Source organism: Mycobacterium decipiens, from assembly GCF_963853665.1.
Lineage (GTDB): Bacteria > Actinomycetota > Actinomycetes > Mycobacteriales > Mycobacteriaceae > Mycobacterium > Mycobacterium decipiens.
On the sequence record NZ_OY970459.1, the window covers coordinates 2,242,281 to 2,254,820 of the forward strand.

The window sequence follows — 12,540 nt, forward strand, 5'->3', positions numbered from 1 at the left end:
CAAACGCCGGGGCATGCCGACAGATGCGTCCGAGCTCATTTCCGACCGGCGAGCGTCGGCTTGTCGATCCACGGCTTGCCCTCGCACGCCAAGGCCGCGATGTCCGCGTCCACCATGATGCGCGCCAGTTCGGCGGTGTGTATGGAAGCCTTCCAGCCAAGCGACTCGGCGGCCTTGGTCGCATCACCGATCAGGGAGTCCACCTCGGTGGGGCGCAGGTAGCGCTCGTCGAACCGCACGTGCTGCTGCCAGTCCAACCCGGCGTGTTCGAATGCCGTCTGGGCAAACTCGCGCACGGTGTACCCGCGCCCCGTCGCCAGAACGTAGTCGTCGGGCTCGCGAGCCTGCAGCATCCGCCACATCCCTTCGACGTACTCGGGTGCATATCCCCAGTCGCGCACCGCATCGAGGTTGCCCAAATAGACCTCAGACTCGATGCCGGCCTTGATGCGTGCCACAGCCCGCGTGATCTTTCGGGTCACGAATGTCTCACCACGCCGGGGTGATTCATGATTGAACAGGATGCCGTTCACCGCGAACAATCCGTAGGCTTCTCGATAATTGCGTGTCGCCCAATAGGAGTAAACCTTGGCCGCCCCGTACGGTGACCGGGGATAGAACGGCGTTTGCTCGTTCTGGGGTGGCGGTGAGGCGCCGTACATCTCAGACGAGGACGCCTGATAGAAGCGGCAGTGCACCTTGGATAGCCGGACGGCTTCGAGCAGTCGCATGGATCCCATACCGGTGGTGTCGCCGGTGTGCACGGGTTCGTCGAAGCTGACGCGCACGTGCGACTGCGCCGCGAGGTTGTACACCTCGTCGGGCTCGATGGTGCTGAGCAACGTAACCAGGCGGGTGCCGTCGATGAGATCGCCGTAGTGCAAGAACAGCCGTGCCCCTGGTTCGTGCGGATCAACGTAGAGGTGATCTATCCGTGCTGTGTTGAACGTTGAAGCCCGACGGATCAGCCCATGGACCTCGTATCCCTTGCTCAAGAGCAGCTCTGCGAGATAGGAGCCGTCCTGTCCGGTGATTCCGGTTATGAGCGCTCGCTTCACTGGGTTCTCACTCCTGTCGGTGCACGCGTTCGCCAGACCGCCGTTGTGCCCGGATTCAAAGTACAGGACATCCTCGGCCGGGCGAATCAGCACGCTCGAATCGAGCCAATCGGCTGACTAGCCGTCGATTCGTGCCGTCAGATCAAATTCGGCAAAGGTACGAGATACGAGTTCGCGCAACTCATCGTGAGAGTTTGACCGGCCGGCACGGTATCCGACGACGGTGATGAAGATCTGTCCGGGGGCCCGGCCCGAAGCGACGAACAACTGCCCGCCGATGCGTTCGAGGGTGCCCTTCGTGATGCCGGGCTCGATCAATCGTCCGTACGCATGGTCGGCATCGGTGCCGTCCGGCCGGTTCGCCGCGGGGTCCAGCTCGCCAAGATTGGAGCAACCGATCGGCAGGTCCGCGGCACCCAGCCCGACTCCTACCAGCCTTCGTGCCACCCATTTCGGTGTCATCGAGGTCAGTGGGAGTGTCGCCAACATTTCATTGGCGTTGTCCGCGAGCTCGGCGAGTGCTTGCTTGAGCTTGGCGCGTATCTCACCGAGGTCCCATGCCGCGTGGGTGGGGTCGACGGCGATGGAGGCGAACGTCAGGGCGTTTCCGCGGGTATCGTCCTCGAGACGTTCGCCGACCGGAAAGGCCAGGGTGACCGATCCGTCGTCAAGCTGGCGCCCCATTCGCACGCCGAGCCTGGCTGCGAATCCCGCGACCAGCGAGTTGCTGGTTCCGCCAAGGCTTTTTGCGCGCGCATCCCAATGGGCCTGGTCGATGTATGCGGCCAGCGCGGGCACGGCCACGACCTGATCGCCGCCCGCTATCCGCGGGGCGGGTGGCGCCGCGGTGATCGACGAGGCGAGATCCTGGCGCCTGCGCTGGGCCAGTCGGACCAGCGTGACCAACCCCCGCGCCAGCTCGGGCACCGACGCCAGGGTCTGTCGGCCGTCCTCGAGCAAAGCTCGCGCCCGCGTGCGCGAGCCGGGGAGGGGATAACCCAGGTCGCGCCTTGTGCCCTTCGCCGCGTCGGCTATCACCTGGCATAGCCCTAGCCCATCGATGACGGTGTGGGACGCCACCAAGCTGACCGCCGTCCCGTTGTTCTGCAGCGGCAGCACTCCCAGATGCCAGCTGGGCCCCAACTCCGGGTCAATGGGCAGGCACGCCCGCTCGTAGGCCCACGCGTTCAGATCGGCGGGTGGCCGCGGCGCCGCAGCGATGTCGACGTCCGCGGGCCCCCGCGACACCACCCACCGATCCCGCGCGAACGGTAGCGGAGACCGTTCGATCCGACGCCCCAACAACCCGTATCCAAGATTGTCGTGGAAGCGACGTAGCGCATCGATGTCTACCGGGCGGTGGTAAATCCAGGTCACTTGGGCCAGCGTCGGGTAACCAAGCGTCCGCAGCGCCAGAAATGACGCTTGATCCATGTGTGCAAGTCGGTTGTCCACGGTACGGTGATTATTCCAGCCGCTGGGGCGGGTTCATGGTGTTCGGGGGGAGGCGCATAGCCGCTGGTCGTACCGGAACCTCGGGCGCGCAATCGGCGGGTTCCGGATCTTGGCTAGAACCATCTCGAACGAAGGTAGTCTGATGGCCGTGGTTGAATCTTCACTTCCAACCGTGATTCGCGAGCGTGCTAGTTTGCAGCCCAATGACATCGCGTTCACGTATATCGATTACGACCAGTCGTGGGACGGTGTTGAAGAAACCCTGACGTGGTCGCAGCTACATCGGCGGACGCTAAACCTTGCCGCACAGCTTAGGGAATGCGGCTCAACCGGTGACCGGGCATTGATCCTCATACCGCAAGGACTGGATTACATCGTTAGTTTTCTGGCCTCATTGCAGGCCGGAGTCATCGCGGTTCCGCTTTCGGTTCCGTACGGTGGTGCCCACGATGAGCGCACTACTTCGGTGCTGGCGGATACGTCACCCGCGATCATTCTCACGGCGTCCTCAGTCGTCGGTATTGTCAGCGAGTACGTACAGCCGCAGCCCGGCCAAAGCGCAACATCAATTATCGAAGTTGATCGGCTGGACCTGAATGGACGGCCGGCGCCGAGTTCGCGCGCCACCAACCACGACTGGCCGGATACGTTGTATTTGCAGTACACGTCAGGGTCCACCCGTACGCCGGCCGGCGTCATGGTCTCGAATAAGAATTTGTTCGCCAATTTCGAACAAATCATGACCAGCTACTATGGCGGCTACGGAAAGCTTGCTCCACCGGGCTCCACTGTGGTGTCGTGGCTGCCTTTCTACCACGACATGGGTTTCTTTTTAGGAATCATACTGCCGGTCTTGGCGGGCATTCCGGCCAAGCTGACGAGCCCGATAGGATTCCTGCAGCGGCCCGCGCGATGGATGCAATTGCTGGCGAGCAACACTCTCGCATTTTCGGCCGCGCCGAACTTCGCCTACGATCTGGCCTCACGCAAGACGAAGGACGAAGACATGGCCGGGCTCGACCTCGGCGGTGTCCACGGCATCCTCAATGGCAGCGAACGGGTGCAGCCGGTGACCCTGAAGCGCTTTATCGACCGGTTCGCCCCCTTCAACCTTCACCCTACGGTGGTACGTCCCTCGTATGGCATGGCCGAAGCGACGGTGTACGTGGCGACCCGCAAGGCCGGTCAACCACCAAAAATCGTCAATTTCGATTCCGCCAAGCTGCCCGACGGCCGTGCGGAGCGGTGCGAAAGTGAAAGCGGCACACCGCTGGTCAGCTACGGCGTGGTGGATACGCAGCCGGTGCGCATCGTCGATCCCGACACCCGGATCGAGTGCCCGGAGGGAACGGTCGGTGAGATCTGGGTGCACGGCGGGAACGTCGCGTCCGGCTACTGGCGGAAACCCGAGGTGACGGCCAGCACGTTCGGGGCCAATATTGTCAACCCTTCGGCAGGAACACCCGAAGGCCCGTGGCTGCGGACGGGAGATTCGGGCTTCCGTTCCGAGGGTGAGCTGTTCATCATGGGTCGCATCAAGGATCTGTTGATCGTGTATGGACGTAACCATTCTCCGGACGACATCGAGGCGACGATCCAAACGATCACTCCAGGTCGTTGCGCGGCGATCGCCGTGCCCCAGGACGGCGCCGAAAAGCTGGTTGCCATCATCGAACTCAAGAAGAAGGACGAGTCCGACGCGGACGCGACGGAGCGACTCGGCGTGGTGAAACGCGAAGTCACCTCAGCGATATCGAAATCGCACGGGCTGAGCGTGGCGGATCTTGTTCTGGTGTCCCCGGGCTCGATTCCTATTACCACAAGCGGCAAGGTGCGACGGGCGCAATGTGTCCAGCTGTACCGTCAGGACGAGTTCACCCGCTTGGACGTCTAGGCATCGGCAAACACCGGGTCTGGAATCAGGTGAACACTGACTTGTCGGAGGACGGCGCCGTGTGCTCGACAGGATGTTCGCCGTCGCTCTCGCTATTGCCGTTTGTCGGCTGATGTGGCGGCAGGCCGAACCCTGGTAGGGCGGGGTCGGCGGAATGGTCAATCGGGTTGTCGCAGTTGCGGTTCGACGTGTCATCCGACAGGTCGTAGGTAGGTAGGCCGCCGAGGCCGAACAGCGGTAGCGAGTGGCCGAGGAGATGGTCGACCGGCTCTTTGCCGATGACTTTGCCATTGACTTTGCCGTTGCCGTTGGTTTTTGACACGCAATCCAGGACGTCGTAGGGCGGGAGCTCAGCCAGCCCGAACAGCGGCAGCGAATGTCCGGGGAGATGGTCGATCAGGTACTTGTTGTTGCCGTTGGTTGCGCTACGCGGCTTGCCGTTGCTGCGTGGCATCGTGCCGGGCAGGCCGTCCTTGCGCGCGTGCCCGTTGATGGGGCGAGCGACCTTCGTTGTCGGCCGGCCGGACACCGGCTTCTTGGGTTTGCGGCCACCAATGCCTTTCACCCGATCTAGCCACAGGTCGGATTTCCGTGCCCGCTTGCGCCGCTTGACCTGCCGCGCTGAGTCTTGCCCCAGCTTTGATGGCCACCAGTTGGCCTGGCCGATCAGCGCGGTCAAGGCCGGCACCGTAACGGTGCGCACCAGGAACGTGTCGAGCACAATCCCGATCCCGATGGTGAAGCCGGCCTGGGCCATGGTGTTGATGCTGGCGGTCATCAGGCCGAACATTGAGGCGGCGAAGATGAGACCCGCCGACGTGATCACACCACCGGTGGAGCCCACTGTGCGAATGACGCCGACCCGCACGCCATGCGGTGACTCGTCACGGATCCGTGAGATGAGCAGCATGTTGTAGTCGGCGCCGACCGCAACCAACAATATGAAGGACAGTCCGGGCAAACTCCAATGCATTCCTTGGCCCAATATAAATTGGAACAAGATGACGCCAATGCCCAGGGCCGACAAGTAGGACACGAGCACCGAACCGATTAAGTAGATGGGCGCGACGATTGCGCGCAACAGAAGGACCAGGATCAGGAAAACAATGAGGACCGTCGCAATGACGATGAATTTGATGTCGTTATTGTAATAGTCGCGAGTATCCCGAAGCCCAGTAGGAATTCCTGCAACACCTATCGTCGCTTCCGCAAGTTCGGTATTCGGTCGAGCGGACTCCGCGATACGGACAATCTCGTTGACCTGATCCATCGCCTCGGTGGTGAACGGATTGAGCGCGCTCTGCACGAAGTATCGCGCGGCATGCCCGTCGGGCGAGAGGAAAATCTGGGCGCCCTTCTTGAACTCATCTCTCGTCATAAACTGCGGCGGAATGTTGAAGCCCGCCATCGACGGCTTCTCCGCGTCATGCTTCATCCCCAACAGGAAGTCGGAGGCCTCGTTGAGTCCCGAGCCCATCTTTTTGGTCTGATCGACCAATTGCTGCACGCCTTCGGCCAATGCTGCGCTGCCCTCGGCAAGGGCATTGGCGCCTTGTTGCAGTTGAGCCAACTTGGTGGGAAGGCCGTTGACCGCTTTGAGGCCGTTGACGATTTGCTTGAGTTGCTGATCCAATTGGTTCACCGTCTGGGCGAGCGTCTGGTATTCCTTCGTCTGTTGAAGCGTGACAGCCAGTGCAGCGATCGACTTAAGAAGTCCATTGTTTTGTGCTTGGACCAACGCCGCCAACTCGGCGCGTGAACTCCGGCAGGCGGGGTCCTTGTTGCAGACCGGGCTGGAATTGAGGGCCTTCACCATCGGGTTGGCCCAGACGGCAGTCTGTTCGGCGTAGGCGATGGTCCCGCCCAGATCGTTGCCGAGCGCCCGCATCCGTCCGACAAACTGGGACGCATTGTCGAGTTGTTGGATTGTCTTGTCCCCACCCATCAGGGCCACCATGGCCTGCAGGGTGTTGACTAGCCCGCTGGTGCTGGAGACGGCCCCATTGACTTCGTTTCGCACCTGGGCGAGGGCGTCGGCCAACTGGTGCGCACCGCCGGCCAGCTGGTCTAGGTCACCGCCATGATCCTCGATGGCTGAGGACGCTTCGTCGAGTTTGCTGCCGACTTCACCCGCCTGATACGAGACCTTGGTCTCCTTCAGCGGCTCCCCGTTCGGCCGAGTTAAGCCGCGCACCATCACAATGTCGGGCATTTCGGCTATCCGGCGGGACATCATCTCGATGTCGGCGAGGGCGCTCGGTGTCCGCAAGTCGCGGGGAGATTTGATGAAGAGCACCATCGGAGTCATCGCGTTCATCGGGAAATGGCGGTTCATCGCCGTATACCCTTTGGCGCTGTCCACGTCTTGCGGAACCGTCTTGAGGTCGTCGTAATTGAACCGGATGAAGCCAGCGCAGCTGGCCAGCACGATAAGCACAATGACACTGCCGACCAGATGGATCTTGGGCCGGCGGACAATGCGGACTCCGGAACGCCGCCAGAACCGTGTGGTGAGGTCGCGTCGCGGCTTGACCCAGCCACGTCGTCCGGCGAGCACCAGGATGGCGGGCAGCAGGGTGACCGCGGCCAACAACGACACCATGATCGAGACCGAGATCGCCGGACCGACCGACGAAAACACTTCCAGTTTGGTGAACACCATCGCCAGAAAGGTCACCGCTACGGTGGCCGCCGACGCGGCGATGACCTTGCCGATGGACATCAACGCTTTCTTGACGGCTTGGTCCGAACTGTTGCCGTGCCGCACATAGTCGTGGTAGCGGCTGATCAGGAAAACGGCGTAATCTGTTCCGGCGCCGATCATTACCGCACTCATAAAGATAATGCTCTGCATGTTGATGGCCAGGCCCAGTTCGGCCAGCGCGGACAAGAAGCCCTGCGCGGACACCACCGAGGTGCCGATCGTGATCAGCGGCACCAACATGGTGATCAGGTTCCGATAGACGAGGATCAGGATGATCAACACGCTGACCGCGGTGCCGATCTCGATGACCTTTACATCCGCCTCACCGAGTTCCTGCAGGTCGGCGACCGTGGCCACCGGTCCGCTGAGGTTGGCCGTCAGGCTAGTTCCCGCAACGGTCTCCTTGACAATCTCAACGATGTGTTTGAACGTCGTTTGGGTCTCGGGGGCAGCCGCGTCGCCGGGGAGGTTTATCGGTACGATCCAGGCCTTGTTGTCCTTGCTGGCCAAGATCTCCTTCATGGGCGGCGCGCTGAGGAAGTCCTGTACCGATATTTGATCCTGCGTGCTTTGCCGCAGGTTGCCGATTAGTTTGCGGTAGACCTCCTCGTCTGCGGGTCCCAGCCCATTCTCGTTGGTCAAGACAACCATCAGGAGAGAGCCGCTTCCGCCCTTCTTGCCGCCACCACCGCCACCGCCCGGGCCCTTTTCCTCGAAAGCCTTGCTCATCTCCCTTTGCAGGACCATCACCGGGGCGTCGGGAGGCAGGGGAGCCTGCTCGCGCTTTGCGGCTTGCACCTGCAGGGGTGGGAGTAGGAGTGTAAGAGCGGCCGCCACCGCGATCCAGCATCCGATGACCGCGAGTGGCCACCGTACGACGAAATCGCCTACCCGGTCGAAGAGCCCCCCGGGTTTAGCTTCGTCATGACCGGTTGTCCGCCGTGACACTGCACAACCTTATAAGCCAAACCATGCCTTCCGTGGGGAAATCGCAATTCCCTTATTTACCGTGATGTTGCCGTTACTTTGCGCGGGGGGATTCCCAGTCGCCCAATGAATTGGCAGGTCACGGGCCTTTTGTGGGAGCGGCTGGAGGAGTTCTGGATGTGCGCATTTTCAGTGTTCAAATCTGTTGCCGATTTTGGCGAAGGCGTCGCGCAACGGGCGGTGCGCACGACCCGTCGCCGATGCCGCGGGCAGCCAGCTCCGGCGATCCTCAGCTGCCGCCACTGCGTCCGGCGACCACGTTGCGCCTCCCGGGCAGCTTCCGACGACACACTTCCAAGGCCGACGCCCCGACGAATCGCGGGAGTCGCTTTTTGAACTCCTCGTCCTCTTTCATGCTGAGCCCGCTTGTGTCGTTGTAGTTCGCAACGACGATGTCCATGTAGCGGGTGACCAGCGCCGGGTTGGAGAAGCAGCGGATATTGAAGTCCCAGTCGGCCCACAGGCGGTAGCGCAGGTTGTAGGGGCCGATGCTGGCGAAGAGCTCACGGCGGTAGAAGATTGCCTGGTGGCAGATGTTTTGCTCGAAGAGCAGGCGGTCGACGTCGAAGGCGCCGGCGTAACGGGACCGTTTTGAGCGCATGATCACATCGCCGTATACCAGATCGCTGGGCTGGTGTTCGGCGATGAAGCTGGCCACCTGGCCTAGGACGTCCGGCTCATACAGGGTGTCGTCGGCACCCAGGAAGAGCACCCATGTCCCGGAGGCCAGCCTTACGCCGTGGTTCATCGCGTCGTACGGGCCCTCGTCGGGGCCGCAATGGATGACCAGCCGCTTGCCGAGGCTGGGGGCGTAGCGGTTGGCGATATCAGGCGTTCGGTCCGTCGAGCCGCCGTCAACCATGACCAGCTCGAAGTCCCGGTGAGTCTGGCCGGTGATGCTGTCCAGGCAGGAACGCAGCGTCGAGGCGACGTTGAAGGTGGGGATCACGATCGAGAATAACGGCGCCGCAGGCATTTCCGGTCAGTCGTCCTCACGGAAGAACATGCCATGCGAGTTGGTGCCGGTGCGAAGCACGACATCATGAGCGCGGTGCGACAAATTCAATTCAGCGCCTTACCGCGGCGGTGTTCGCGCGATACCAGGCCACCGTTGACTCGATGCCGTCGCGCAACGGGATTTCAGGCCGCCAGCCCGCCTCCCGCAACACCGAAACGTCCAACAGTTTGCGTGGTGTTCCGTCCGGTTTGCTCGGGTCCCAGCGGGTCTGGCCGCTGTAGCCCACCGCCTCGGCCACCATGTCGGCGATCTCGCTGATGGTGTGGTCGACGCCGGTACCCACGTTGACCTGATTCGGCCCGTCGAAGTGCTCCAGCAAGTACAGGCAGGCACTTGCCAGATCATCGACATGGAGTAGCTCACGCCGGGGCGATCCGGTGCCCCAGTTCGTCACCTCCTGTGTGCCGCTGGCTTTGGCTTCTTCATACCTGCGGATAAGTGCTGGCAGTAGATGCGAGCCCGACGGGGAGAAGTTGTCACCCGGTCCGTACAGGTTGGTGGGCATCGCCGAGATCCACGGCAGCCCAAATTGCCGCCTAACCGCCTGCACCTGAAGGATTCCGGCGATCTTGGCGATCGCATAGGCATCGTTCGTCGGCTCCAGCGGGCCGGTGAGCAGTGCGCTCTCGCGGATGGGCTGGGGGCTGAGTTTTGGGTATATGCAGGACGAGCCGAGGAACAGCAGCCGCGGTACCCGTGCCGCGACGGCCGCATCGAGCAGGTTTACCTGTATCTGGAGGTTCTCGGAGAGAAAATCAGCGGGATAGGTGTTGTTGGCCATGATGCCGCCGACTCGGGCCGCCGCGTCGATGACCACCTGAGGTCTTGTCCCGAGAACGAAGTCCAACGTGGCCGCGCGATCGGTCAGATCGAGTTCGCCGCGTGACCGCACCAGAAGGTTGGTGAATCCGGTTTCCTGGAACTTGCGTAGCAGGGCGGACCCGACCAGCCCGCGGTGCCCGGCGATAAACACCGGGGCGGTGCGGTCCAGGGCACCGACGGATTTGCCCATGCTCATTTCCGGGCTCATTTTTGAGCTCGCGGCTCGGCGCCCCTCGGCGCATCGGCATGCTTGGCTTCGCGCACCCGCAGCATCCGCCACATCCCTTCGACGCACAGGTGATCGATTCGCGACGTGTTGAACGTCGCAGCTCGACGGGTAAGCCCGTGGACCGCATATCCCTTGTTTAGCAGCAGTTCTGCGAGATATGAGCCGTCCTGTCCGGTGAGTTCGGTTAGCCGCGATCGCTTCACTGGGTTCCTATTTCTGCCGGTGCATATCCGGCACCGCATTCTGGTATCCCATCGCGGATGTCCGTTCCTGGTCAGGTCACGACGACGCCGCCGCGCCGTCAGCTTGATAGTAGATTGAAACCCTGATGAGTCCGCCTACTAGGTTCGCTACCAGGTTGGGGAGCCGCTCTACCAGTGGCCGAAAGGGTGCGCGTCAGCTCGCGCAGATGCAGCGAATTTCGGCTGCGTGACGGACCGGCTTTCGGCTCGTTATAGCTGGTCAGAGTTCTGCAGACCGAATCTTTCGATACCGCCCCGAGCGTCGCCGTAGCAGGGTAGCGTACGCAGCGTGTGGGTAGCAGTGTTGTTTTTCGGTATTGGAAATTCGCTTGACCCGCTGCGCTTTGGCCTTACGGCGCTCCTGTTGTCGCGACCTCGCCCAGTGGCCAACTTGCTCGCTTTCTGGCTTGGCGGTATCACGGCGGGCATCGGTGTCGCCACGGCCGTGCTGCTACTGCTGCGCGAGGTCGCTTTGGGACTTCTCGAAGATGCTGCGTCCGCGTTCGAAAGTGCGCAATCCTCGGTTGCGATCCTCGCGGCCGGGCGTCTCCAGATCACCCTGGGTGTGCTTGCGCTGCTAGTCGCAGCTGTCCTGAGGGCGCGCCATCAGGCACGGGTAGCGGTACACAGTGGCGGTGCGCCGGCCCTGGCGCCGCAGCCGTCGAGACCAAACCCGCTCGCGCGGCTGATGTCCAACCTCCAGGACATGTTGGACCGGGGGCTTATTTGGGGAGCGTTCGCAGCCGGGCTTGGATCGGCAACGCCCCCTGCCGAGTGCCTGATAGTGCTCACCGCCATCATGGCATCGGGAGCTCCTGTTGGTGTGCAGTTCAGCGCTTTCGTTGCATTCACTCTGCTGTTGCTTGCTGTCGTAGAGATTTCGCTGGTCGCCTACTTGGCGGTGCCACGCAAAGCCGAAGCGGTGGTGATGCAGTTGGATCGCTGGGTCCGTGCCCATCGCCCGCAGATCACCCAGACGGTGCTCATCGTGGTGGGGATTGCGTGGGTGGTTCAAGGTATTGGGAGGCTCTGAGCCGCTCGACGATGGCCGACGACCGTCGAGTAGATTTCAGCGCCGCAATGTGTCGTCAGTCATCGTTGACCGGCGGAGGTCTTGACGGAGTGCCGGTGAGCCCAACTGTCTCGGTGTGTATACCGACGTACAACAACAGCGCGACGATCGAGCGGTGCCTGCGCAGCGTGTTGGATCAGGAAGGTGTCGACTTCGAGATACTTGTTGTTGACGACGATTCGTCGGACGAGAGTTCCGCGATTGCGGCAACAATGCTCAGACCCGGAGACCGGCTGATACGCAACGAGTCTCGAGTGGGCCTCAACCGAAATCACAACAAGTGTCTCGAGCTCGCCCGTGGTAGGTGCATCCAGTTTGTGCACGGAGACGACTGGTTGCTTCCGGGAGCGTTGCAGGCGCTTGCTGGATGTTTTGACGATCCGACAGTCGGAATGGCTTTCGCGCCCCGGCGCGTGATAAGTGACGACCCCAAGTTTAAGAGGCGGTATGGCACCGTCCACACCCACTTCCGGAAGCTTCGAGAACACAACTACGGACCGTCTCTCGTCACCCAGATGGTGCTGCGAGGCGCGAACGGCAACTGGATAGGCGAACCGACCTGCGTGATGTTTCGGCACAGACTGGCGTTGGACACGGGGGGGTTTCGCAACGATATCTATCAACTTGTTGACCTGGACCTGTGGTTGCGCTTGATGCTGCGATGCGCCGTCCGTTTTGTTCCACAAGAACTGTCGGTGCGCAGTCACACTGCGGCGACCGAGACGACACAAATAAGGAGGACGCGGCGCTACTGGCTTGATCAACTGCGCATTCTCACTTGGCTGATCGTGGATCCGGCGTCACCCGCCGTAACTCGGGTCATCGCGGGGATGTGGTGGCTCCCCGCCTGGCTGGCGCTGCCCGTCGAGGCCGCGGTGTTCGGCCCGCAGCGGTGGTTGCGGATAAAGACACTTGCCCTGGCTCCCGTCCGCGAGTTCGGGCATGCTCGACGCCTATGCAAAGGCAGGTTAACGCTCACCGCGGCGCTGCTGCCAGCGGGCGGTTCGAACTTTGAATAGGCGTGCCGGCGCTGGCGAGTGTCCCACGTCTGGAACGGCT

The 12,540-nt window shown here is 62.0% G+C and carries 8 protein-coding genes and 1 pseudogene; 3 read left to right on the plus strand and 6 right to left on the minus strand.

The window, feature by feature from the left end:
- Positions 1 to 35: 35 nt before the first annotated feature.
- Both gmd and AADZ55_RS10195 read right to left on the minus strand, forming a co-directional pair.
- Complete coding sequence (gene gmd / locus AADZ55_RS10190; protein ID WP_085326535.1) at positions 36 to 1,058, minus strand: GDP-mannose 4,6-dehydratase; 1,023 nt, start codon at positions 1,056 to 1,058, stop codon at positions 36 to 38.
- Between the two features lie 117 nt (positions 1,059 to 1,175).
- Positions 1,176 to 2,492, minus strand: coding sequence for a hypothetical protein (locus AADZ55_RS10195; RefSeq protein ID WP_085326513.1), 1,317 nt, complete (start codon positions 2,490 to 2,492; stop codon positions 1,176 to 1,178).
- Positions 2,493 to 2,655: 163 nt separating this feature from the next.
- Here AADZ55_RS10195 and AADZ55_RS10200 point away from each other — a divergent pair, with 163 nt between their 5' ends.
- Complete coding sequence (locus AADZ55_RS10200) at positions 2,656 to 4,407, plus strand: AMP-binding protein (RefSeq protein WP_085326512.1); 1,752 nt, start codon at positions 2,656 to 2,658, stop codon at positions 4,405 to 4,407.
- Between the two features lie 25 nt (positions 4,408 to 4,432).
- Here AADZ55_RS10200 and AADZ55_RS10205 read toward each other — a convergent pair whose 3' ends face one another.
- The 4 genes and pseudogenes from AADZ55_RS10205 to AADZ55_RS10220 all read right to left on the minus strand — a co-directional run.
- Entirely contained in the window at positions 4,433 to 8,059 is a 3,627-nt protein-coding gene (locus tag AADZ55_RS10205; protein WP_085326511.1) for an RND family transporter, read from the minus strand.
- A gap of 268 nt (positions 8,060 to 8,327) precedes the next feature.
- Positions 8,328 to 9,074: a glycosyltransferase family 2 protein gene (locus tag AADZ55_RS10210; RefSeq protein ID WP_085326510.1), complete on the minus strand. Its 747-nt coding sequence runs from the start codon at positions 9,072 to 9,074 to the stop codon at positions 8,328 to 8,330.
- Positions 9,075 to 9,165: 91 nt separating this feature from the next.
- Complete coding sequence (locus tag AADZ55_RS10215) at positions 9,166 to 10,134, minus strand: GDP-L-fucose synthase family protein (protein WP_085326534.1); 969 nt, start codon at positions 10,132 to 10,134, stop codon at positions 9,166 to 9,168.
- A gap of 89 nt (positions 10,135 to 10,223) precedes the next feature.
- Positions 10,224 to 10,409, minus strand: a pseudogene (locus AADZ55_RS10220) (GDP-mannose 4,6-dehydratase); the annotation flags it as partial.
- Positions 10,410 to 10,698: 289 nt separating this feature from the next.
- Between AADZ55_RS10220 and AADZ55_RS10225 the strand changes: the two are divergent.
- Positions 10,699 to 11,442, plus strand: a complete 744-nt coding sequence (locus tag AADZ55_RS10225) for a GAP family protein (protein WP_085326508.1) — start codon at positions 10,699 to 10,701, stop codon at positions 11,440 to 11,442.
- Positions 11,443 to 11,489: 47 nt separating this feature from the next.
- Positions 11,490 to 12,500 carry a glycosyltransferase family 2 protein gene (locus AADZ55_RS10230; RefSeq protein ID WP_085326533.1) on the plus strand — a complete coding sequence of 337 codons (1,011 nt, stop codon included), beginning with the start codon at positions 11,490 to 11,492 and terminating at the stop codon, positions 12,498 to 12,500.
- Positions 12,501 to 12,540 lie beyond the last annotated feature (40 nt).